Here is a 23602-nt window from a genome sequence, read left to right on the forward strand (position 1 = left end):
TACAAATAGACGGCGCGCCGGTGTCCCGGGTACGGAGACCGGCGGATTTCAGGTTATTGCTGGCAGCGCGATTATAGAGCGACGCCCCCCTCCGGCATTGCGGCGGTCGCCGGCAATCGCGCAAACCCTCTTGTGGTGCCGCTGGTAAGGCACCTGAACGGTCCTTAATAGCCTGTAAGCAGCAGCACAGTCATCACACCCACGCCCGACTTTTGATGCTACCATTCACCGACCGATCGGTCGGTTAATTAAAACCGTCCGGCAAGAACACCAAGGCAGGAGACAACAATGCCCCCGATGCCCGCGCCCACTGGCCAGCCGGTCAGCATGGACTCCGGCCCGGTCTTGCTTGCATGGCAAGGCAACGTGGCCGTCATCACCCTGAACCGCCCCGACAAGCTCAACAGCTTCACGCGCGAGATGCACGGCGCGCTGCAGCAGGCACTCGATCATGTGGAGGCTGGCGGCGCTCGCGCCCTGCTCCTGACCGGTGCCGGCCGCGGCTTTTGCGCCGGACAGGACCTGGCCGACCTCGACTTCACGCCTGGAAAGATGACCGATCTGGGCGATCTGATCGACAGCTACTTCAATCCGCTGGTCCGCCGCCTGCAGGCGCTGCCGATGCCCGTCGTGGCCGCCGTCAACGGCACCGCCGCGGGTGCCGGGGCCAACCTCGCGCTGGCCTGCGACATGGTGCTGGCGGCGCGCTCGGCCAGCTTTATCCAGGCCTTCGTCAAGATCGGTCTGGTGCCGGATTCCGGCGGCACCTGGTTGCTGCCCAAGCGCATCGGCATGTCGCGCGCCATGGGACTGGCCATGACCGGCGAAAAACTCACTGCCGAAAAGGCTGAGAAATGGGGCCTGGTCTGGGAAATCATGGACGATCCGCTGCTGCACGAGCAGGCGCTGGCGCTGGCCACGCAACTGGCAGCCCAGCCGACGCGTGCGCTCGCCGCGATCAAGCGTGCGATGTATGCGAGCGCAACCGCAACCCTCGATGCGCAGCTCGACCTAGAGCGCGACCTGCAGCGCGAGCTTGGGCAGTCCGCCGACTATGCGGAAGGCGTCAATGCCTTCCTGGAAAAGCGCGCGCCGAAGTTCACCGGCCGCTGACCTGCAGGCGCCATCGTGCGCCGCCCCACCGAGACAGGAGACCCGCTTGACCAAGAACCCGCAGGCACTTGCCGAGTCGGCCGCCGCCGCCATGTATGAAGCCGATACCTGTAGCCGCTGGCTCGGCATCGTGGTGCAGGAAGTACGGCCCGGCTATGCCCGGCTGACCATGCCGGTACGCCCCGAATTCCTCAATGGCCACGGCATCTGCCACGGCGGCCTGATGTTTACACTGGCTGACTCCAGCTTCGCTTTCGCGTGCAATAGCCACAATATCAATACCGTGGCGGCAGGCTGCAGCATCGAGTTCCTCAAACCCGTGCATGGCGGCGACGTGCTGACCGCCGAAGCGGTGGAACAGATCTTGTCGGGGCGGCACGGCATCTACGATATCCGCGTGACCAATCTTGCCGGCGAGGCCGTGGCGATGTTCCGCGGCAAGTCGGCGCAGATCAAGGGACACGTGGTACCGCCGGACAGCAGCAGCACCTGAAGTTCGCCAGGCCCGTGGCCTGACCCCGCACAAGACGATTTCACGATTCCATCGACAAGAACGCCCACGTGCAGGAGACGATATGAGCACGCGCCTGACCGATCTGCCGCTCGAGCCTATCGAGACCGCCAGCCGCGACGAATTGCGGGCACTCCAGCTCGAGCGCCTGAAATGGTCGCTGCGGCATGCCTACGATAACTCGCCGGTCTACCGCCGCAAATTCGACGAGGCCGGCGTGCATCCCGATCAGGTCCAGACGCTCGCAGACCTCGCGCGCTTCCCGTTCACCACCAAACAGGACCTGCGCGACAACTATCCGTTCGGCATGTTCGCGGTGCCGCAGGACCGCGTGGCGCGCGTGCATGCATCGTCGGGCACTACGGGCAAGCCGACCGTGGTCGGTTACACGCTCAAGGACATCGACACGTGGGCCACGGTGATGGCGCGCTCGATCCGGGCTGCCGGAGCGAGGCGTTGCGACAAGGTGCACGTCAGCTATGGCTATGGCCTGTTCACGGGCGGCCTCGGCGCGCACTACGGCGTGGAAAAGGCCGGCCTGACGGCGATCCCGTTCGGCGGCGGGCAGACCGAACGCCAGGTGCAGCTGATCATGGATTTCAAGCCCGAGATCATCATGGTCACGCCGAGCTATATGCTCGCCATCGCCGACGAATTCGAGCGCCAGGGCATCGATCCCGCCACGACGTCGCTGCGCGTCGGCATCTTCGGCGCCGAGCCGTGGACGCCGGAAATGCGCCTCGCGATCGAGAAGCGCATGAATATCTCGGCCGTCGACATCTATGGCCTGTCCGAAGTGATGGGCCCGGGCGTGGCCAATGAATGCGCCGAGACCAAGGACGGCCCGACCATCTGGGAAGATCACTTCTACCCTGAGATCATCGACCCGGACACCGGTGAGGTACTTCCCGACGGCGAGTTCGGCGAACTCGTGTTCACGTCACTGACCAAGGAAGCGATGCCGGTGGTCCGCTACCGCACACGCGACCTGACGCGCCTGCTGCCGGGCACCGCGCGCGCGGCGTTCCGGCGCATGGAGAAGGTCACCGGCCGGACCGACGACATGATGATCGTGCGCGGCGTAAACGTGTTCCCGTCGCAGATCGAGGAGCTGATCCTGAAGCGCCCGGAACTGGCGCCGCACTACCAGTGCGTGCTGACGCGCGAAGGGCCGATGGACCTGCTGACAGTGCGCGTGGAATGCGCCCACGGCGGCGAACCGGCGACGGCGCAAGCCGCGCGCGAGGCGCTGGCCCGCGACATCAAGGCCTATATCGGCGTGAGCGCCGGCATCGAGGTGCTGCCGACCGGCGGCATCGAGCGCTCGGTCGGCAAGGCGCGGCGCATCGTCGACCAGCGCCCAAGCAGATAGTTACCGCGCGGCGCGTCAGCTGCGCGGCATCAGCACCCACATCCGGCCGCCCTGCTTCATGCGGCCGGCCGTCTCGCCCGCGGCATCGCCCGCGCCCCAGAAGAAGTCCGCACGCACACCGCCCTTGATGGCGCTGCCGGTGTCCTGCGCGAACATCAGGCGCTCGATCGGTTCGGTCGACAGCGGGCGCGTGGTCGACAGGAACACAGGCACGCCAAGCGGAATCGTCGCCGGATCGACCGCGATCGAGCGCTCCGCCGTGAGTGGCACGCCGAGCGCACCGACCGGACCGTCATTGGTCGGCGGCAGCTCCTTGAAGAACACGAAGCGCGGGTTCACGTTGAGCATTTCCTCGACGCGCGAGGGGTTGGCGCGCGCCCATGCCTTGATGCCCTGCATGGTCGCCTGCGCCGGCGTGATCTCGCCGCGGTCGAGCAGCCACTTGCCAAACGAGCGGAACGGCTGGTCATTGGTGCCGCCAAAGCCCACGCGCATCATGGTGCCGTTGGCGAGCCGGATACGGCCCGAACCCTGGATCTGCAGGAAGGCGGCCTCGACGGCATCGTCGACCCATACCACCTCGTTGCCACGCATCGCCGGGCTCTGCAGCAGTTCGGCGCGCGGCGGCAGCGCGCGGTTGGCCAGTTGCGGCGGCTTGCGGTACAGCGGAACCTGATACTGGCCCTGCCGTGTGCGCGAGCCGTGCAGGATCGGTTCGTAGTAGCCGGTGATCAGCCCGTTGTCGGTGCCGTCGCCGTTGATGACGCGGTAGGGCTGGAAGTTGGATTCAAAGTAGGCACGCATGGCGCCGAGGTCGCCGGCGTCGACCATCAGGCCAGCGGCACAGGCGCGGCCCCATTCGGCGCGCTTCTTCAGCGCCTGGCAGCTAGCCTGCAGCGCGGGCCACGCGGCGCGCATGTCGTCCTGCGTCCAGCCGCTGATCTCGTTCCAGTTCGCGGCCTGCAGGCGCCCCTTCTGCGCACCCGGCGTTGGCGCCGTCGTGCCGGGCGCACCGCCGGTCTCGATGCGCGGCGGCGGCCCGCTCATGCAGCCGGCCAGCAGCGCGGCGCCGGCAGCCAGCGCCAGCCACCCGCGCCAGGGCGCGCCGGTGCGGCTATGGGATCGCGAAAACGTGGAAAGGGAATGCGGAATTGCCATCTTGTCTGTTCGTATTGTCCAGCGCCGCCGCGCATGCATCGGGGGGCGATGCCCTACAATGCCCGGCGTCAGTCTTCACCGTTGCCGGCGCCTGTGAAGGACGCCCGCCATACCGATCATGTCCGAGTTCCTTGAAGCCCACCCGATGCTGCTGTTCGCGCTCGAAGCCGGCGTGGCACTGTTCCTGCTGATCTTCATCGTGGTCTGGACCATGGGTACGGCCAAGAAGAACCCGCGCCCTACCCGTGCGCCAACCGATCATCCGTCGCGCCAGACTCAGGCGCCTGCGCAGGATCAGGACAGCCGGCCGCGCCAGTAGGTTCCTCGCGCGGCCCGCGGCCGCTCAGTGCAGCATGCGCGGCAGTACCAGCGCGAATTCGGGAATCGGCACCTCGAAGCGGTGCCCGTCTTCGGCCACGCAGAAATATTCGCCCTTCATCGAGCCGACCGGCGTCGAAATCGTGGCCCAGCTCGTGTATTCGAAATGCTCGCCCGGCTTGAGCAGCGGCTGATGGCCGACCACGCCCAGGCCCGAGACTTCCTGCGACGCATTGTCGCTGTCGGTGATGATCCAGTGGCGCGAGATCAGCTGCGCCGCAACCTCGCCTGTATTGTGGATCGTGATGGTGTAGGCGAAGGCGTGGCGCCCGCGCTCGGGGTCTGACTGGTCGGGCAGGTACTGGGTACGTACCGCCACGGAAAAGGCGTACTCGCTCATTTGTCTGGTCTGCGGGATCCGGCTCAAGGGTAGGCGCATTGTGCGGCAAGGCTCCGGCAGCGGCAAGTGCAGCCCCGGCCCCGGCCCTGTTGCGCGGACAGGCGTAAAATACGCGCGATTCGCCGGCCGGCCAACCCGGATCGCCCCGCAAGGGGCAGGATTCCCGCCGTGCCGCCGCCGCCCAGTCTCCAATTGTCCCCATTCCGCCCGCCGCCATGAGCACGCCCACCTACCGCATCGCCCCGTCCATCCTCTCCGCCGATTTCGCCCGCCTGGGCGAGGAAGTCCGCCGCGTGACCGAGGCTGGCGCCGACTGGATCCACTTCGACGTGATGGACAACCACTACGTGCCGAACCTGACGGTGGGTCCGCTGGTCTGCGAGGCGATCCGGCCGCACGTGACCGCGCCGATCGACGTGCACCTGATGGTGCGCCCGGTGGATCGCATCATCCCGGACTTCGCCAAGGCGGGTGCCAATATCATCACCTTCCACCCGGAAGCCAGCGAACACGTGGACCGCTCGCTTGCGCTGATCCGCGACAACGGCTGCCAGGCCGGCCTGGTGTTCAATCCGGCCACGCCGCTGCACCACCTGGACCACGTGATGGATCGCCTCGACGTGATCCTGCTGATGTCGGTGAACCCGGGCTTCGGCGGCCAGTCGTTCATCCCGGAAACGCTGAACAAGCTGCGCGCGGTGCGCCAGCGCATCGACGCCTACACCGAGCGCACGGGCCGCAAGATCCTTCTCGAAGTGGACGGTGGCGTGAAGGTCGACAACATCGCCGAGATCGCGGCGGCGGGCGCCGACACCTTTGTGGCGGGCTCGGCCGTGTTCGGCAAGCCCGATGCGGACGGCGGCTACCGCGGCATCATTTCCGCACTGCGCGGCGAGCTGGCCAAGGTCGGCCAGTGAGCGCCGGCATGACGCTGCGCCGCACCGACTGGCGCGGCATCGAAGGCGTGATCGTCGATCTGGACGGCACCATGGTCGACACCGCCGGGGATTTCCACGCGTCGATCAACGCGATGCTGCTGGCGCTCGCGCACCTGCACCCGAACCTGGGGCCGGTCGCGCCGATGTCCGAGCAGGAGATCGTGAGCTTCGTCGGCAAGGGTTCGGAGAACCTGATCCGGCGCGTGCTGGACGCCCGGTTCTCGCCACTGCACGCCAACGGCCTGTTCGCGCAGGCCTATGCGCTGTACGACCGCGAGTACATCCGCATCAATGGCCAGTTCTCGCAGATCTACCCCGGCGTGCGCGAAGGCCTGGCGGCGCTGAAGGCGGCCGGCCTGCGCATGGCCTGCGTGACCAACAAGCCGTACAACTTCACCGAGCCGCTGCTGGCCAAGACCGGGCTGGCGCAGTATTTCGAGCTGGTCTACGGTGGCGATGCGTTTCCGCTGCGCAAGCCGGACCCGTATCCGCTGCTCAAGGTGGCCGAGGTTTTCCACCTCGATCCGTCGGCCATGCTGGCCATCGGCGACTCGGAAAACGACGCGCAGGCGGCCCGCGCGGCCGGCATGGGTGTGCTGCTGATGCCCTACGGCTACAACCATGGCAACCCTGTACAAGCCGTCGACGCCGATGGTATAGTCGATTCCATTGCCCGCGTGGCAGAGCTTCTTTCTGCACACGGAACCTGCTGAGAAAGCGGTAATTCGCTGGCAATCAGACTTTCATAGCCCCTGAACACCTCAATGTTCTTCAACCGCAAACGCATCTCTTCTGGCAGTGATCGGCAGGCTTGGCCCTGGCGTCGCTGGCGCGCCTCCCAACAGGCGTAAAGTGCGTTCGCGAGTCCGCTGAGCGGCCTTCGTACCGAAGGCTCGCCAGCACCGGCCAGGGTGCCGGCATCCTTACCAGGATCCCTCTTCACTCCCCGCCAGCAAGCGTAGCTGCATGTGCTACGTTTAGCTCAAGAACGCGCCACACGCCGCCCCGGCCGTGTGCGGTCTTGTCCGCAGTCTTCCCGCACCACGGTTCCGCAACCGGAGCGGCCTTGCGCCTGCTCCCGCCTAATTGCCGACACCACGGCGCCGCGCCAACAAGAACACGCCGCGCCGCAAACGAGGATCGACATGACCGAACTGGAATTCAAATCGCTGGCCGACCAGGGCTACAACCGCATCCCGCTGATCGCCGAGGCCTTCGCCGATCTGGAAACGCCGCTGTCGCTGTACCTGAAGCTGGCCCAGTCGCAGACGCGCGGCGTCAACACCTTCCTGCTGGAATCGGTGGTGGGCGGCGAACGCTTCGGCCGCTACTCGTTTATCGGCCTGCATGCGCGCACCCTGCTGCGCTCCTACGGCAACCGTGCTGAAGTTGTCACCGACGGCAAGGTGGTCGAGACCCACGAAGGCAACCCGCTTGATTTCATCGCCGAGTTCGAGAAGCGCTTCAAAGTCGCGCTGCGCCCGGGCCTGCCGCGCTTCTGCGGCGGTCTGGCCGGCTATTTCGGCTATGACGCGGTGCGCTATATCGAGAAGAAGCTGGCCAACACGCAGAAGCCCGACGACCTCGGCCTGCCCGATATCCAGCTGCTGCTGTGCGAAGAGCTGGCCGTGATCGACAACTTGTCCGGCAAGCTCTACCTCATCGTCTACGCCGACCCGACCACACCGGAAGCCTATTCCCGCGCTCGCCAGCGCCTGCGTGAGCTGCGCATGAAGCTGCGCCAGCCCGTGGATGTGCCGGTAACGAGCCCGTCGGTGCAGACCGACGTCTACCGCGAGTTCGACAAGGCCGATTACCTGGCCGCCGTGCACAAGGCCAAGGAATACATCATGGCCGGCGACATGATGCAGGTACAAATCGGCCAGCGCCTGATGAAGCCGTACCGCGACGCGCCGCTGTCGCTGTACCGTGCGCTGCGCTCGCTGAACCCGTCGCCGTACATGTACTTCTACAACTTCGGCGATTTCCAGATCGTCGGGGCCTCGCCCGAGATCCTGGTGCGCCAGGAATCGCGCAAGGTCGGCACCAATGGCGATTCGCGCGACGAGCACATCGTCACGATCCGTCCGCTGGCCGGCACGCGTCCGCGCGGCAATACGCCCGAGAAGGACGCGCAGCTCGCCACCGAACTGCTCAACGACCCGAAGGAGATCGCCGAGCATGTGATGCTGATCGACCTGGCGCGCAACGATATCGGCCGCATCGCCGAGACCGGCTCGGTCAAGGTCACCGACAAGATGGTGATCGAAAAGTACTCGCACGTGCAGCACATCGTCAGCTCGGTCGAGGGCACCCTGCGCCCGGGCATGAGCAACCTCGACGTCCTGCGCGCCACCTTCCCGGCCGGCACGCTGTCGGGCGCGCCCAAGGTGCACGCGATGGAGATCATCGACGAACTGGAGCCGCGCAAGCGCGGCATCTACGGCGGCGCCGTGGGCTACCTGTCGTTCGGCGGCGAGATGGACCTGGCGATTGCGATCCGCACCGGCATCATCAAGGACGGCAATCTCTACGTGCAGGCCGCGGCCGGCATCGTTGCGGACTCGGACCCCGAAGCCGAATGGAGGGAAACCGAAGCCAAGGCGCGCGCCGTGATCCGCGCGGCCGAGCAGGTCCAGGATGGCCTGGACTCCGACATCTGAACCAGGGAACAAGGGAGAAAAGGCCATGCTGCTGATGATCGACAACTACGATTCGTTCACCTACAACCTCGTCCAGTACTTCGGCGAACTCGGCGAGGACGTGCGCACCTACCGCAACGACGAGATCACGATCGAGGAAATCGAGGCGCTCAAGCCCGACCATATCTGCGTATCGCCGGGCCCGTGCAGCCCGAAGGAAGCCGGCATCTCGGTGGCCGCGCTGCAGCACTTTGCCGGCAAGGTGCCGCTGCTCGGCGTGTGCCTCGGCCACCAGGCCATCGGCGAAGCGTTCGGCGGCAAGGTGATCCGCGCGAAGCAAGTCATGCACGGCAAGGTCAGCACCATCGAGACCACGCAGCAAGGCGTGTTCGCCGGCCTGCCCAAACACTTCGACGTGACGCGCTATCATTCGCTGGCGATCGAGCGCGAAACCCTGCCGGACTGCCTGGAAGTGACCGCCTGGACGCCTGACGGCGAGATCATGGGCGTACGCCACAAGACGCTGGCCATCGAAGGCGTGCAGTTCCATCCCGAGTCGATTCTTTCCGAACAAGGCCATGCGCTGCTGGCCAACTTCCTGAAGACGACGCGATGAGACTGCTCGACACTGCCACGCCGTCCGTTTCGTCCATTCCCATCGCGCCGCACGCCACCCAACCGACCGAGACCGCCATGACCATCACCGCCCAGGAAGCGCTGACCCGCTGCATCGAACATCGCGAGATCTTCCACGACGAGATGCTGCACCTGATGCGCCAGATCATGCAGGCGCAGATCTCGCCGGTAATGGCCGCCGCGATCCTGACCGGCCTGCGCGTGAAGAAGGAAACCATCGGCGAGATCTCGGCCGCGGCGCAGGTCATGCGCGAGTTCGCCAACAAGGTCGAAGTGACGGACCGCGAGAACTTCGTCGATATCGTCGGCACCGGCGGCGATGGCTCGCATACCTTCAATATCTCGACCGCCTCGATGTTCGTGGCCGCCGCTGCCGGCGCAAAGATCGCCAAGCACGGCAACCGCGGCGTGAGCTCCAAGTCGGGCAGCGCTGACGTGCTGGAAGCCCTGGGCGTGAATATCATGCTGACGCCAGAACAGGTCGGCCAGTGCATCGCGCAGACCGGCATCGGCTTCATGTTCGCCCCGACCCACCATCCGGCGATGAAGAACGTGGCGCCGATCCGCAAGGAAATGGGCGTACGCACGATCTTCAATATCCTCGGCCCGCTGACCAATCCGGCCGATGCGCCAAACATCCTGATGGGCGTGTTCCACCCGGATCTCGTCGGCATCCAGGTGCGCGTGATGCAGCGCCTCGGCGCGAAGCACGCGCTGGTCGTGTACGGCAAGGACGGCATGGACGAGGTGTCGCTCGGCGCCGCGACGCTGGTCGGCGAACTGAAGGACGGTGAAGTGCGCGAGTACGAAATCCATCCGGAAGACTTCGGCCTGTCGATGATTTCCAACCGCGGCCTGAAGGTTGCCGATGCGGTCGAGTCGAAGGCGATGCTGCTCGAAGCGCTCGGCAACGTGCCCGGCACGCCGCGCGAGATCGTCTCGCTCAATGCGGGCACCGCGCTGTACGCCGCCAATGTCGCCGATTCGATCGAAGATGGCATCCGCCGCGCGCGCGAAGCCATCGCGAGCGGCGCCGCACGCGAGAAGCTCGACCACTTCGTGCGCGCCACGCAGCAATTCAAGTAAGGCAACCATGTCCGACATCCTCGACAAGATCCTGGCCGTCAAGGCCGACGAAGTCTCCGCCGCGCGCAAGAAGCGCGACCTGCCGAGCCTGCGCGCCGAGGCCGAGAGCCTGCGCAATGAAGCGGGCTTCGCACCGCGCGGCTTCGAACGCTCGCTGCGCGACAAGATTGCCGCCGGCCACGCCGGCGTGATCGCCGAAGTCAAGAAGGCATCGCCGTCCAAGGGCGTGCTGCGCGAGAACTTCGTGCCCGAGGCCATCGCCGAAAGCTACGCGAGCCACGGTGCGGCCTGCCTGTCGGTGCTGACCGACGTGAATTTCTTCCAGGGCCACGCCGACTACCTGAAGCGCGCGCGTGGCGCCTGCCCGCTGCCCGCGCTGCGTAAGGACTTCATGGTCGACCTGTACCAGGTCTATGAAGCGCGCAGCTGGGGCGCGGACTGCATCCTGCTGATCGTCGCCGCGCTCGACCCTGGCCTGATGGCCGACCTGGAAGCGTGCGCGCACGAGCTGGGCATGGACGTGCTCGTGGAAGTCCACGGCGCCGACGAACTCGACAGCGCACTGCGCTTGAAGACGCCGCTGCTGGGCGTCAACAACCGCAACCTGCGCACGTTCGAAGTCTCGCTCGACAACACGCTGGACCTGCTGCCGAGCATGCCGGCCGACCGGCTCGTGGTGACGGAATCCGGCATCCTGGGCCCGAACGACGTGAAACGCATGCGCGATGCCGATGTGCACGCGTTCCTGGTCGGCGAAGCGTTCATGCGCGCGAAGGACCCCGGCGTGGAACTGGCGCGGTTGTTCGCGTAAGCCGATGGCGCAGGAAATCGAGCTGAAGCTCGCCGTTCCCGACGATGCGCTGGCGCAGCTTGCTGCGTGGCTCGACGCCAACGGCGAATCGAAGGGCGAAGTCACGCTGCTCAACGTCTACCTCGATACGCCAGAACGCGATCTCGCCCGCGCGCGCGCCGCGCTGCGCCTGCGCCGCAAAGGCGCGCAGTGGCTGCAGACGCTGAAGACCGCGGGGCAGAGTCAGGGCGGCCTGGCGAGCCGGCACGAGTGGGAAACCGAGGTGGGCGGCGAGGCGATCGAGCTGCAAAAGCTGCCCGACGAAGCGCGGGCCTTGCTGGCGCCGCTGGCTGACCGCCTTGCCCCGGTGTTCCGCACCGACTTTGTCCGCCGACTGTGGATCTTGCAGCACGACGGCGCACGCATCGAAGCGGGGCTCGACTGCGGCACCATCACGGCACCGGCCACGCAGGCGCAGGAACGCATCCAGGAACTGGAGCTGGAATGGCTGTCGGGTGATGAGAGCCGGGCCGCCGATGTTCTGCATGGGCTCGGTGCGCGGCTGCAGGCTGTCGCGCCGCTGACGCCGTCCGATCTCAGCAAGGCCGCGCGCGGCTACCGGCTCGCCGGTGTCGACAACGCCTGAACCCTCCTTCCCTGCCATCCCGCGCCAATCCGTACGCATGCAAGCCGATCTTTTTGCTCCCGAGACTGACACCGCCCCACCGTCGTCCGCAGCCGCCGGGCTGCAAGCACAAGCCGACGCCCTGCCCGCCGCGTGGCGTGCCTTGCTCGCGCCGTGTCTGACGGCGCCCGCCTGGCAGGAATTGTCTACTTTCGTCGATGGCGAGCGCGCCGCCGGCAAGCCGGTCTTCCCGCATCACGTCTTCCACGCGCTGCACCTGACGCCCCCGGACGCGGTCAAGGTCGTGATCCTCGGCCAGGACCCATACCACGGCACCGGCGTCGTCGGCGGCATGGAACTGCCGCAGGCGCATGGCCTGGCGTTCTCGGTGCCGGACGGCATCAAGGTCCCGCCGAGCCTGCGGAACATCTTCAAGGAAATCGCGGCCGAATACGGCGACAGCCCGGCGCCGCGCACGTCCGGCAACCTGGAAGGCTGGGCGCGCCAGGGCGTGCTGCTGCTAAACACGGTGCTGACGGTGGAACAAGGCCAGGCTGCCAGCCACGCGCGCCGCGGCTGGGAGGCCGTGACCGACTGCGTGATCCACGCGCTGGCCGCAAGCCATCCCAATCTGGTGTTCCTGCTGTGGGGCAGCCATGCACAGGCCAAGAAGCCGTTGCTGACGGACAGCCATTGCGTGCTTGAGGCCCCGCATCCGTCGCCGTTGTCGGCGCATCGCGGGTTCCTTGGCTGCGGGCATTTCCGCGCGGCTAACCGGTGGCTGGAAGCGCATGGCCGGACGCCCATTGACTGGCTGGCGGCCTGATCTTTGATCTCGCCAGCGCTGTCTGACGGCAACGTCAGCTACAACGTCGGCCGCAAATCGAAATCCTCGAACTTCCCCTGGCCCGGCTCGACATCCACACGCGCGACATGCGCGGCCGGCGGCCCGGCCTGCATCCAGTTGCGCAGCGCCTCCAGCTGCTGGATCGTACCGCTAGCCATGACCTCGACCGTGCCGTCGGCCCGGTTGCGCACCCAGCCTCTTACCCCTAGCGCAATGGCCGCCTGCGCGCAGCCCGCGCGGTAGCCCACTCCCTGCACGCGCCCATGCGCGGTCATGTGCCAGGTTTCCATGGCAAGCTCCTTTTGCGGCATGTCGACAGCGACGATACATCGACACGTCACCCACAAGACGTAAACTAGTCGGCTGTCCCAGGCGTTACCAGAGAATGCGCGCCAGAAGGCGTGATGCCGGCGGCACCCACACCGCCTGTCGGGCCTGATCCACAGGCCGCCCGTTCGCCACCAGCATCCGCAAGCTGGTCGCCCAGTCCACCAAGCGCCATGATTCAGCCCCCAGCCAACGACAATCCGGCCACGCCAGCACCCGGCTATGACAGCCAGTTGCTGACCGCCCCGCCCAATCGCTTCGATTTCGCGCTGCTGCCGATCATCCTCGCGATCATCGTCATGGTGGCGTTCGCGGCACAGCAGATGAACGTGCCGTTCGTGCCCGGCGAGCCGATGACCGTGCACCTGGACATCGCCTACCTGCCCTATTACCTGATGCGTACGAGCATTCGCATGCTCGCGGCGCTGGCGGCATCGCTGGTGTTCTCGCTCGCGTTCGCGGCGCTCGCGTCAAAAAACCGCACGGCCGAAAAGGTGCTGGTGCCCGCGCTGGATATCCTGCAGTCGATCCCGGTGCTTGGCTTCCTGTCGATCACCGTGACCGGCTTTATCGCGCTGTTCCCGGGCAACCTGATCGGCGTGGAATGCGCGGCGATCTTCGCGATCTTCACCTCGCAGGCCTGGAACATGGCGTTCAGCCTGTACCAGTCGTTCCGCACGATTCCGGGCGACCTGATCGAGGCGGCGGCCATGTTCCGGCTGTCGCCATGGCAGCGCTTCTGGCGCCTCGAAGTGCCGTTCGCCATGCCCGGGCTGCTGTGGAACATGATGATGTCGATGTCGGGCGGCTGGTTCTTCGTGGTCGCGTCGGAGGCCATTTCGGTGTCGGGCCAGGACATCCGGCTGCCGGGCATCGGCTCCTATATCGCGCTGGCCATCCAGCAGCAGAACCTGGCTGCGATCGGCTGGGCCATCCTGGCCATGCTGGTTGGCATCCTGGTGTATGACCAGCTGCTGTTCCGCCCGCTGGTCGCGTGGGCCGACCGCTTCCGCTTCGAGACGCTGTCGCAGGACAACGAGCCCGAGTCGTGGCTGCTCGACCTGCTGCGCCGCTCGGAATGGGTACGGGCGCTGCTCGCGCGCACTGCGGCGCTGGCTGAACGCACGCTCGCCTGGGGCGCACGACGCCAGGCGCCTGCGACGGCCGAGCCCGATCCGCGCCGCGTGCAATGGCGCGAGCGCGCCGGTAACGCGGTCATCCTGCTCGTGGCGCTGGCCGCGCTGAGCCGCGTGATGTACTTCGTGCACAGCGAAGTCGGCTGGCTCGAAGTCGGCCATGTGCTGTGGCTCGGCACGCTGACGATGGTGCGCGTGATCGTGCTGATCGCGCTGGCCGCGGTGATCTGGGTGCCGATCGGCATCCGCATCGGCCTGAATCCGTCGGTGGCGCGCATCGCCCAGCCCGTGGCGCAGTTCCTGGCGGCCTTCCCGGCGAACCTGATGTTCCCGCTGGTCGTCATGCTGATTGTGCGCTTCGGCCTGAACCCGGAAATCTGGCTGAGCCCGTTGCTGATCTTTGGCACGCAGTGGTACATCCTGTTCAATGTGGTGGCTGGCGCCTCGGGCATTCCGACCGAGCTGAAGCTGGCCGCCCGCAATTTCGGCCTGCGCGGCTGGCTGCTGTGGAAGCGTTTCCTCATTCCCGCGGTGTTCCCGAGCCTGCTGACCGGGCTGGTGACGGCCGCGGGCGGTTCGTGGAATGCCAGCATCGTGGCCGAATACGTGACGTGGGGCGACCGCACGCTGGTGGCGACGGGCCTTGGCAGCTATATCGCCGAGACGACCGCACGCGGCGATTTCCCGCGCATTGCGCTCGGCATCGGCGTCATGGCGCTGTTCGTAGTCGGCTTCAACCGGCTGCTGTGGAACCGCCTGTATCAACTCGCGCAGGAGCGCACCCGCTTGTAAGGTAACGATGGCAGAAAACCTGAACCACGCCGTCACGGCGCCGGCCGTGATCGAGCTGCGCGGTGTATCGAAGATCTTCCGCACGGCTAACAAGAGCGACCGCGCCGTGCTCGAAGGCGTCGACCTGACGCTGCGCGAAGGCGAGATCGTGGCCATGCTCGGGAAGTCAGGCTCGGGCAAGTCGACGTTGCTGCGCATCATGGCCGGCCTCGTCGGCGCCGACCGCGGCGATGTGCAGTTCCGCGGCAACCGTCTCAACGGCACGGCCGAAGGCATCGCCATGGTGTTCCAGTCGTTCGCGCTGTTTCCGTGGCTGACGGTGCAGCAGAACGTCGAGCTGGGACTTGAAGCCCAGGGCGTCGCCAAGACCGAGCGCGCGCGCCGCGCCGAAGCGGCGATCGACATGATCGGGCTATCCGGCTTCAACAGCGCATTGCCGCGCGAGCTGTCCGGCGGTATGCGCCAGCGCGTGGGCATTGCGCGCGCGCTCGTGACGCAGCCCGACCTGCTGCTGATGGACGAGGCGTTCTCCGCGCTCGACGTGCTGACCGGCGAGACACTGCGCGACGAGATGCTCGACCTGTGGGAAAGCGGCCGCGCCAACATCAAGTGCATCCTGATCGTTTCGCACAATATCGAGGAAGCGGTGATGATGGCCGATCGCATCGTCATCCTGTCGAGCGATCCGGGGCGCATCCGCGCCGAAGTGCGCGTGCCGTTTCCGCGGCCGCGCAACCGCGACGATGCGCAGGTGCGCGCGCTGATCGACGAGGTCTACACGCTGATGACCTCGCCCGCGGCGGCCGAGCCGCGCGCGCCGGCGCTGGCGCCTTCCCGCCAGATCGGCTACCGGCTGCCCGAGGTCGACATCAGCCAGATGGATGCCATTCTGGATCTGCTGTCCGAACCGCCGTTCCATGGCCGCGCGGATCTGCCGCACCTGGCCGACGAAGCCGGCCTCACCGACGACGACCTGCTGCCCGCGTGCGAAGCGCTCCAGCTGCTGCAGCTCGCGCATATCGAACGCGGCGACATCACGGTCACCGAGGCCGGCCGCCGCTATTACGCGGCCGAGCCGACCGTGCGCAAGGAAATGTTCGGCAGGCAGTTGCTTGCCCACGTCGCACTCGCCACGCATATCCGGCGCGAACTGGACGCGTCGGAGGACGGCGAAATCGGCGAGGAACAGGTGCTGCGCGAGCTGGAGGCGTTCCTCAAGCCCGAGGAAGCGGAGCGCGTGTTGTCGGTGGCGGTGGACTGGGGGCGGTACGGAGAGGTGTATGAGTACAGCTATAACAGCGGGATGTTGACGTTGCCGAGGGAAGAACAGGCGGAGTCCGGGGACACGCAGTAAAGCGGGCGCCAGTCCGCGCCTTCGCTCAATCCCGCGTCCGCATCGCCCTTCCTATCGCGCCGGTGCGCAGCGCGATCTTTGCCGCATCCTCACGCAGCGCGCGCAACCGTCGTTCGAGCACCGCATTGGCGGGCCGGCCGGTCGAACTTGCCGTGGGGCCAGGCTCTTGAACGGATTCCCCTGCCGCCGCCGCATGCGCAAGTTCATCGGCGCGGCGCCGGTCGGCCGAATCGGCTAGCCGCGCACGCCTGTCATCGGCATGTTCGGGCGGCGGCCCTTCCAGCGAAGGACCGCTGACAATGGCCACCTGCTCGCTTGGGCGGATAAAACCCGCGCCGCGGCTACCAGAGCGGTCGTCCGCAGCCAATCGCTCGATCGCGAGCTGCAGGCTGCGATTCGCCGCATCGGTCGCCTGTTCGATCGCCGCTTCGGCCGCAGGAATATCAAGCTCGGTGTAATGCTGGCGCACCTGGATCCGAGCCGCCGCCACGTGCGCCGCCACCAGGTAGTTCTGCACGATGAAGCGGTTCAGGTTGTCCACCGCGCGGTGCCGGCTCTTGGGCTCGTCGAGCATGCGCTGGAACGAGCCGATCAGTGCCGACAGCGCATCCATGAACTGCTTGCGCTGCACGCGGTAGGCGAAATCATCCTTGGCCCGGCGCAGCAGCAGGTCGCGCGTGGCCGTGATGTAGCGGCGGTTGGCTTGCAACACGCCTTCCACAAGTTTCGGGATCGCGCGGTATTCCCAGCTCGGCAGCACGAAGCTGAACAACGACGCGATGATGCCGCCGATCACCGTATCGACCAGTCGTTCGCCCGCCGCATTTTGCGTGTTCGGCATCAGCAGGTTGATCTGGATAAGCACCTGCACGCAGGCCGCGATCGCCGTGTAGCGGTACTTGATCGTCGAGAACGCCGCGCTCGCGACAAGTGCCAGGAACAGGAAGCCGAGCAGCACCAGCGGTTCGTCAAACACCTTCAGGATGCCCACGGAAATGATGCAGCCGATCAGTGTGCCGATCACGCGGTCGTTGTAGCGCTGCTTGGTCATGCTGAAGTTCGGCTTCAGGATGACGATGATGGTCAGCAGGATCCAGTACCCGTGCGAGGCGTATGGCAGGTGGTCCGCGATCCACAGCCCCAGGGCCACCGCCATCGAGATGCGAATCGCGAAGCGGAACGCCGGCGCACGCCACTTGAGGTTGTCGCGCAGCACGCCAAGCTCGTATTTCTGGCGCGTCAGGAACGGGGTCATGTCGGCGCCCGGCAGGACCTTGGCCGGCTCGACAGGCGTACGCGAGGCCTCGTGCAGCTGCCCGATCAGCGTGATGGCGCCGCGAATCATGTCCAGCGTCTCGCACAGCGCCGTCATCGCCGCAGGCGAAATGTGGTGGTGGCGAAGCTGGGCGATCTCGCGCTCCACCGCGCGCAGGTCGTCGCGGTAGTCGACGGCGGCGTAGGACGGCCGCCCGCGCGTGACTTCGTAGGCAATCTCCTCGACGTCCTTGCACATCAGCATCACCAGCCGATGCAGGTGGTCGAGCACCGGCGTGCTGCCAAAGGTTTGCCGCAGCAGCGGATAGTCAGTGTTGGTCGACAGGATGTACTCGTACAGGTCGAGCATGCGCAGGTGGACCTGCACCAGCAGCCCGTCATGCGGCGTACGGTTGCCGCGCAGCACCAGATCTCGCGCGGCCTGCTGGCGCTCGGCCACGATGATCTGCTGCCGAACGAGCCGGTTGAACTGCGCCTCGTAATCATTGCCGGCGTCGTAGAAGGCGGCCTTGACCTCGAGATAGCTGGCCATCTCGTACAGCGATTCCGCGAGGATCTGCTGCTTGGTGCGGCGCTCGGTGATCCAGCTTACGAGCATCGCATAGGCCAGATACGCCACGGCGCCGAGGATAAACAACGCCGTGTGCTCGAGCGCGCGGCGCACCACGAAGTCCTCGTTGATGGTCAGCGTCATCACGAACAGCGTGGAGAACTGCAGCGGCAGCGTCTTGTTGCCGTACACCGACATCATGCCGGCCATGAACGTGACCAGCACGAGCACGAATGGCATCACACGTGAGAATGGCGTTGCCAGCGCCACCACCAGCGTGACGGCACCGCAAAGCAGCACGCTGGCCAGCATCTCGTTGAACTTGTGGTTCACGGGGCTGGGCAGGTCCATCAGGCTGGTGCACAGCGCGCCCATCGAGATCACCATCGCCGTGGGCAGGTCGGCGAACTGCAGCGCGATCAGCGTGGCGCCGATCACCCCCGTGGCCGAGCGCAGGCCACGGTAGACATAGTGCGAATAAACGAAGGTGCGGGGATCGTGCGCGTATTGCATGGACGCGTGGCTAGGTCAGGCTGGGGGGAGATGCGGGCGGGAATGGAGACGCTTCAGCGTCCCAGCCAGCGCGTGCGCGAAGCGTGTTTCCCGCTCTCCAAGGTCAGCTTGAACTGCGCCGCCGGTTCGCGTGCCAGCGTGATCGGCAACACCTGCAGTTCATCGCGACGGAATACGTGCAGCGTGACCGGGTCGCCGGCGCGGTAGCGTCCGAGCAGCTTGTCGAGCTGCCCCGGCGCAACGCGCAAGCCATCCACGGCGGCAAGCAAGTCGCCCGCGGAGATGCCGCCGGCCTGCGCGGCGCCGCCGTCGAGCACCTGCGTCACGCGCACCCAGCCGTCGTCAGTCTTGGTCTTGATGCCGAGCGCCGCCGTGCGGGCCGGCTTCTGTGCCTCGGCCTTGACGCCGAAGCGCTTGAACAGCGGCGCCAGCGGCAGTTCGCCGGTGCCTTCGGTCAGCGAACGCAGCAACGCGCCGAGGCGCAGGCCCGTGATCTCGTCGAACAGCGCATGGACTTCGGCTTCAGTCACGCCACGCTGCACGGCGTCCGGCGCATAGAAGTCACGCCCGTAGCGCTGCCACAGCGCGCGCATGACGTCGTCGAGCGAACGCCGGCCGGCGGTCTTGTCGCGGATGGTCAGGTCCAGCGCCAGCGCTACCAGCGACCCCTTGGTGTAGTAGCTGACGATGGCATTGGGCGCGTTTTCGTCCTGGCGGTAGTACTTGGTCCACGCATCGAACGAGCTTTCGGCCACGCTCTGCTTGGTGCGGCCGTTGCCGCGCAGCACGCCATTCCAGGTCTTGGCCAGCATCTCGACATACTGCGTGTCGGTCACGCAGCCCGAGCGCACCAGCACGAGGTCGTCGTAGTAGCTCGTGAAACCCTCGAACAGCCACAGCAGCGGCGTGTAGGTTTCTTCCTGCAGCCGGTATGGCACGAACGCCGCGGGCTTGATGCGCTTGACGTTCCAGGTATGGAAATACTCGTGGCTGCACAGGCCCAGGAACGTGCGATAGCCCTCGCTGGTCTCGCTGTCGGCGAGCACAGGCAGGTCCGAACGCGCGCACATCAGCGCGGTGCTGGCGCGATGCTCGAGGCCACCGTAGCCGTCGGTGGTGACCATCGTCATGAAGACGTAGCGGCGGTTGCTGTCGAGGAACGGCGCGCGTGCGCTGCGCGGTTCGAACAGGCGGATCTGCGCTTCGCAGATTCGCTTGAGGTCGCGGCAAACGCGATCGATGTCGAGCTGCGGCACGCGACCCGTGAAGACCACGTCGTGCTGGGCGCCGCATGCGCGGAACGTCGCCATCAGGAAATCGCCCATTTCGACCGGATGGTCGACCAGTTCGTCGTAGTCAGCGACCTGGTAACGGCCGAAGCCATAGCGCTTTGCGCCTTCACGGCCCGAGGCTTCACGCATCGCCGTGGCAACGCGCCAGTTGCGGTAGGTCTCGCCGGCGGGCGCGTGGATGTCCACGGTGCACGGCTGATCTTCCTGTCCGTCCACGCACAGGAAGACCGAACTGCCGTTGAAGAAGCCGTGGGTCGTATCGAGATGCGCGGCGCGCACCGACAGATCCCACGCGTAGACCTCGTAGCTCAGCGTGAGCGGACCGGCGGAAACATCGACCGGCGCGGCCTGCCAGCTCTGCTTGTCGAGCTTGGTCAGCGCCACGGCTTTGCCCCCCGCATCGGCGCGGATGCGCACGATATGGCGGGCGAAGTCGCGAATCATGTAGCTGCCCGGAATCCAGGCCGGCAGGAAAAAGCGCTGGCCGGCGGAATCGGGCGAAGTCACCGTGACGGTGACGGCGAAGAGATGCGCTTCGGGTTGAAGCGGAGCGATGGCATAGCGGATCGGCGTCATGGGCATGATTGTATCGTTCGTCATTCGGCGCGATCCGCCGAGGCTGCCAACGCGCTCAGCTGCGGTTGACGTTGACCACCGTGCGCCCACGCAGGCCGCCTTCGACGATGCTGCGGCCGGCTTCGACCGCTTCGCCCAGTGCGATCTCGCGCGTGATCGCGTTGAGGCGATCCGGCTCGAGGTCCGTGGCCAGCCGCGCCCATGCCTGTTCGCGCAGCGACATGGCTGCCATCACGCTGTCGATACCGGCCAGCGTCACGCTGCGCAGGATGAACGGCGCGACCGAAGCCGGGAAGTCCATGCCCTGCGCGAGCCCGCATGCCGTGACTACGCCGCCGTACCGCACCTGCGCGCACGCGTTGACGAGCGTGTGCGAACCCACCGCATCAATCACGGCGGCCCAGCGTTCCTTCTGCAGCGGCTTGCCCGGCGCCGACAGTTCGGCACGGTCGATGACCTCCGCTGCGCCCAGCGCCTTGAGGAAATCCGCCTCATCGCGCTTGCCGGTGGACGCCACCACGCGATAGCCGAGCTTGCCGAGAATCGCGATCGCCACCGTGCCCACGCCGCCCGATGCGCCAGTGACCAGCACATCGCCATCGCCGGGACGCACGGGGCCATTGACGCCGCCGCGCTCCAGTCCGAGCACCGATAGCATCGCCGTATAGCCTGCCGTGCCGATCGCCATGGCCTGGCGCGTCGTGAAGGCATCGGGCAGCCGCACCAGCCAGTCGCCCTTCAGGCGCGCACGCTGCGCCAGGCAGCCCCAGTGCGTTTCGCCGACGCCATAGCCGTTCAGCACCACCTTGTCGCCGGCCTTCCAGCGCGGGTGCGCGGACTCCAGCACCGTGCCGGCACCATCGATGCCGGCCACCATCGGCCACTTGCGCACCACGGGCGAACGCCCCGTGATCGCCAGGCCGTCCTTGAAGTTGATCGTCGAATAGTCGACCGCGACCAGCACGTCCCCCTCAGTGGGCAGTTGGCTCTCATCCAGCGTGGCGATGTTGGCCTGGGTCGCGCCGTCGGCCTGTGTCAGCAGCAATGCCTGGAACGTCATGGAAGTCTCCTGTGCCGCCCTGCCGGGCGATCTTGCGAAGGGATGATGCGGGGATGGTCCGCAAAGCAAAACGGCCGGACTGAGCCGGCCGCCTGCTCGGGCCGGGACATTGCCGGCCGATCCTTACTTCTTGATGCTGGCGAGCTTGCGTTCGAGCGTGCCGGCGTCGGCCGCGCCCGGAATGCGCGTGCCGTCCATGAAGAACACCGCGGGCGTGCCCGTGATGTTCATGCGCTGGCCGAGTGCGAGGTTGTCGTCGAGCGGCGTCTTGCAGTTGCCGTTGCCGGTCAGCGCGACCTTGTTCAGCATCCAGTCGCGCCACGCCTTGGTGCGGTCGGCGGAGCACCAGACCTGCTTCGCCTTGGTTTCCGAATCGGGCGACAGCACCGGATACAGGAAGGTGTAGACCGTGATGTTGTCCATCTGCTGGAAGGTCTGCTCGATGCGCTTGCAGTAGCCGCAGTTCGGATCGGAGAACACGGCGACCTGGCGGCTGCCGTCTCCCTTGGTCCATTTGATGGCGCGCGCGAGCGGCAGGTCGGACCACTTGATGCGGTTGATGTCGGCCAGGCGCTCTTCCGTCAGGTTGGTGCCGGTCTTGGTATCGATCATCTCGCCGTTGATCACGTAGCGGCCGGTGGCATCGGTGTAGACCACCTGCCCGCCGACATTGACCTCGAACAGGCCGGGCACCGGGCTCTTGGTCACGCTCTTCACTTCGGCGCGGCCGCCCAGCATCTTCTGCAGGGATTCCTTGATGCGGTCCGTGCCCGGTTCGCCCGCCGCCATGGCGTGCAGGGCAAAGCCTGCGGCCGCCAGGCCGCCGGCAATGGCAGTGGTCCAGGCAGGGTGGCGGCGCATGAGTTGGAACATATCGACTCCAGGTATTCAGTCAAGGTCCGGGCACCCGGCGTCAGCCGAGCGCCCGTTCAATCAGGATGCGCTTGAGCAGCGACTGCCGCCCTACGGTGCGGATGCCGGTGTTGCGCACCACGCGCGCCGCGCTGCCGGGCAGCGAGAACAAGCGGTGCAGGCCGTCGGTCGCGGCGGTCAGCGACAGCAAGTCGGTGGCGCGCGCGCGCTCATAGCGGCGCAGCAGGCGCAGGTCGCCCTCGCTGCGGAAAGATTCTTTGGCGGCCATGACCTTGCCGAGTTCCGCAACATCGCGCAAACCCAGGTTCATGCCCTGCCCCGCAAGCGGATGCACCACATGCGCGGCGTCGCCCACCAGCGCCAGATGCGGCTGCACAAACTGCTCCGCGCGCTGCAGCACCAGCGGAAATCCCTGCGCCGGCGTGATACACCGCAGCGTGCCGAACTGGCTGCCAACTGCGCCGGAGGCAGCTTGCATTACTGTGTTGGCCAGCGCCTCTGGCGACAGCGCGAGCAGGTCATGCGCGTGCGCCTCGTCGGCCGACCACACCATCGACACGCGCGAACCCGGCAGCGGCAGCATGGCGAGGATCTCGCCGTTGGCGGGCTCCTCGTCGGCCATCAGCTTTTCCGGGGCGCCCAGGAACCACTGCCAAGCCGTGTCGTGGTGCGGCCGCTCGCATTCGAAGTTCGCCACCACGCCAAGCTGGCGGTAACGCCGCGTGGTCACGCCGATATGGCACTGCTGGCGCACCCAGGAGCGCGCGCCATCGGCCCCGACCACACATGCCGCGCGGATCTTCGTACCACCGGAAAGCGTCAGGGTGGCGCCATCGGCATCGCGCTCCAAGCTTGCGGCGGTGTCGTCATGCCACTGGACCTGGTGCTGGAAGCCGAGCGCGGTATCGAGCGCGCGCTCCACGAGCCCGGACTCGACGATCCACGCGAGCTGCGGCACGGCCGCGGCGTAGGCCGAGAAATGCAGGTCGCCATCGAGGCTCGGCGAGGTCTCGGCGGCGCTCACGTCGCCGAACACGCGCATATCGCGCACTGGCTGGATGCGGGACGGATCGAGCGCCTCCCACACGCGCATGCGCGCGAGCAGCGCCTGCGAACTCGCGGAAAACGCATAGATACGGCTATCCCAGTCGTCAGGCCCGGCCGGGGGGCGCCCGCGCGTTGGACGCGGCGCGGCCAGGGCCACGCTCATGCCCTGCTGCGCCAGCAGCAGCGCGCAGGACTTGCCCACGATGCCGCCGCCGACAACGGCGATCTGGAAAGCTGAGGAATTGCGGATGGACGCGTTGGATCGGGTCATGGCTGGATTATAGCCACCTCACCCGCGCGGCCCCGGCGGCTCATGGCGCGGCGGGGCAAGGCCGAGAGCCCCCATCCGCTAGAATATGGGTTTTGCTATT

22 protein-coding genes are annotated in these 23602 nt (G+C 66.5%); 14 read left to right on the forward strand and 8 right to left on the reverse strand.

Features of this window, described 5'->3' with window-relative positions; genetic code table 11:
- The first annotated feature begins 327 nt into the window (after positions 1–327).
- From paaG to paaK, 3 genes are all read left to right on the forward strand, one after another.
- The gene (gene paaG / locus K2O51_RS28470) at positions 328–1113 is read left to right on the forward strand and encodes a 2-(1,2-epoxy-1,2-dihydrophenyl)acetyl-CoA isomerase PaaG (protein ID WP_049796475.1); all 786 of its coding nucleotides are present in this window, start codon (positions 328–330) and stop codon (positions 1111–1113) included.
- A 46-nt stretch (positions 1114–1159) separates the two neighbouring features.
- A complete protein-coding gene (gene paaI / locus K2O51_RS28475; RefSeq protein WP_041679714.1) occupies positions 1160–1606 on the forward strand; it encodes a hydroxyphenylacetyl-CoA thioesterase PaaI in 447 nt (148 codons plus the stop codon).
- Between the two features lie 82 nt (positions 1607–1688).
- Complete coding sequence (paaK, locus tag K2O51_RS28480) at positions 1689–2996, forward strand: phenylacetate--CoA ligase PaaK (RefSeq protein ID WP_220631082.1); 1308 nt, start codon at positions 1689–1691, stop codon at positions 2994–2996.
- 15 nt (positions 2997–3011) lie between these two features.
- Here the strand turns inward: paaK and mltA are convergent, their stop codons facing one another.
- Positions 3012–4154, reverse strand: a complete 1143-nt coding sequence (gene mltA / locus K2O51_RS28485) for a murein transglycosylase A (protein ID WP_041679715.1) — start codon at positions 4152–4154, stop codon at positions 3012–3014.
- A 118-nt stretch (positions 4155–4272) separates the two neighbouring features.
- Here mltA and K2O51_RS28490 point away from each other — a divergent pair, with 118 nt between their 5' ends.
- Positions 4273–4473 (forward strand): hypothetical protein, encoded by a 201-nt coding sequence (locus tag K2O51_RS28490; protein WP_011299164.1) that lies wholly within the window; start codon positions 4273–4275, stop codon positions 4471–4473.
- A 24-nt stretch (positions 4474–4497) separates the two neighbouring features.
- On the opposite strand, the gene apaG is transcribed toward K2O51_RS28490, so the two are convergent.
- Entirely contained in the window at positions 4498–4872 is a 375-nt protein-coding gene (apaG, locus tag K2O51_RS28495; RefSeq protein WP_041679716.1) for a Co2+/Mg2+ efflux protein ApaG, read from the reverse strand.
- A 215-nt stretch (positions 4873–5087) separates the two neighbouring features.
- Here apaG and rpe point away from each other — a divergent pair, with 215 nt between their 5' ends.
- The 8 genes from rpe (at position 5088) to K2O51_RS28535 (ending at position 12415) form a co-directional block, all read left to right on the forward strand.
- On the forward strand, positions 5088–5789 hold the full coding sequence (rpe, locus tag K2O51_RS28500; RefSeq protein WP_011299166.1) for a ribulose-phosphate 3-epimerase: 702 nt from the start codon (positions 5088–5090) through the stop codon (positions 5787–5789).
- A gap of 8 nt (positions 5790–5797) precedes the next feature.
- Complete coding sequence (locus tag K2O51_RS28505; protein WP_011299167.1) at positions 5798–6523, forward strand: phosphoglycolate phosphatase; 726 nt, start codon at positions 5798–5800, stop codon at positions 6521–6523.
- A gap of 432 nt (positions 6524–6955) precedes the next feature.
- Entirely contained in the window at positions 6956–8473 is a 1518-nt protein-coding gene (gene trpE / locus K2O51_RS28510; RefSeq protein WP_011299168.1) for an anthranilate synthase component I, read from the forward strand.
- A gap of 25 nt (positions 8474–8498) precedes the next feature.
- Entirely contained in the window at positions 8499–9068 is a 570-nt protein-coding gene (locus tag K2O51_RS28515; RefSeq protein ID WP_041679717.1) for an aminodeoxychorismate/anthranilate synthase component II, read from the forward strand.
- Positions 9069–9145: 77 nt separating this feature from the next.
- Entirely contained in the window at positions 9146–10174 is a 1029-nt protein-coding gene (gene trpD / locus K2O51_RS28520) for an anthranilate phosphoribosyltransferase (protein WP_041680070.1), read from the forward strand.
- Between the two features lie 7 nt (positions 10175–10181).
- Positions 10182–10985, forward strand: a complete 804-nt coding sequence (gene trpC, locus K2O51_RS28525) for an indole-3-glycerol phosphate synthase TrpC (protein WP_011299171.1) — start codon at positions 10182–10184, stop codon at positions 10983–10985.
- A gap of 4 nt (positions 10986–10989) precedes the next feature.
- Positions 10990–11610, forward strand: a complete 621-nt coding sequence (locus tag K2O51_RS28530; protein WP_011299172.1) for a CYTH domain-containing protein — start codon at positions 10990–10992, stop codon at positions 11608–11610.
- 37 nt (positions 11611–11647) lie between these two features.
- Positions 11648–12415 (forward strand): uracil-DNA glycosylase, encoded by a 768-nt coding sequence (locus K2O51_RS28535; protein WP_011299173.1) that lies wholly within the window; start codon positions 11648–11650, stop codon positions 12413–12415.
- 38 nt (positions 12416–12453) lie between these two features.
- On the opposite strand, the gene K2O51_RS28540 is transcribed toward K2O51_RS28535, so the two are convergent.
- The gene (locus K2O51_RS28540; protein WP_011299174.1) at positions 12454–12726 is read right to left on the reverse strand and encodes an acylphosphatase; all 273 of its coding nucleotides are present in this window, start codon (positions 12724–12726) and stop codon (positions 12454–12456) included.
- Positions 12727–12936: 210 nt separating this feature from the next.
- On the opposite strand from K2O51_RS28540, the gene K2O51_RS28545 reads away from it, so the two are divergent.
- Complete coding sequence (locus K2O51_RS28545; protein WP_011299175.1) at positions 12937–14691, forward strand: ABC transporter permease; 1755 nt, start codon at positions 12937–12939, stop codon at positions 14689–14691.
- 7 nt (positions 14692–14698) lie between these two features.
- Positions 14699–16045 carry an ABC transporter ATP-binding protein gene (locus K2O51_RS28550; protein ID WP_011299176.1) on the forward strand — a complete coding sequence of 449 codons (1347 nt, stop codon included), beginning with the start codon at positions 14699–14701 and terminating at the stop codon, positions 16043–16045.
- Between the two features lie 25 nt (positions 16046–16070).
- Here K2O51_RS28550 and K2O51_RS28555 read toward each other — a convergent pair whose 3' ends face one another.
- The 5 genes from K2O51_RS28555 to K2O51_RS28575 all read right to left on the reverse strand — a co-directional run bounded on the left by K2O51_RS28555 (position 16071) and on the right by K2O51_RS28575 (position 23502).
- Positions 16071–18383 (reverse strand): FUSC family protein, encoded by a 2313-nt coding sequence (locus K2O51_RS28555; protein WP_220631083.1) that lies wholly within the window; start codon positions 18381–18383, stop codon positions 16071–16073.
- Between the two features lie 53 nt (positions 18384–18436).
- Positions 18437–20251 carry a M61 family metallopeptidase gene (locus K2O51_RS28560; RefSeq protein WP_220631691.1) on the reverse strand — a complete coding sequence of 605 codons (1815 nt, stop codon included), beginning with the start codon at positions 20249–20251 and terminating at the stop codon, positions 18437–18439.
- Positions 20252–20306: 55 nt separating this feature from the next.
- Positions 20307–21311, reverse strand: a complete 1005-nt coding sequence (gene acuI, locus K2O51_RS28565) for an acrylyl-CoA reductase (NADPH) (RefSeq protein ID WP_011299179.1) — start codon at positions 21309–21311, stop codon at positions 20307–20309.
- A gap of 123 nt (positions 21312–21434) precedes the next feature.
- A complete protein-coding gene (locus K2O51_RS28570; RefSeq protein WP_011299180.1) occupies positions 21435–22184 on the reverse strand; it encodes a DsbC family protein in 750 nt (249 codons plus the stop codon).
- Between the two features lie 40 nt (positions 22185–22224).
- A complete protein-coding gene (locus K2O51_RS28575) occupies positions 22225–23502 on the reverse strand; it encodes a UbiH/UbiF family hydroxylase (protein WP_140949680.1) in 1278 nt (425 codons plus the stop codon).
- Between the last annotated feature and the right edge of the window lie 100 nt (positions 23503–23602).

This window comes from Cupriavidus pinatubonensis, from assembly GCF_019602855.1.
In the GTDB taxonomy this organism is placed as follows: domain Bacteria; phylum Pseudomonadota; class Gammaproteobacteria; order Burkholderiales; family Burkholderiaceae; genus Cupriavidus; species Cupriavidus pinatubonensis.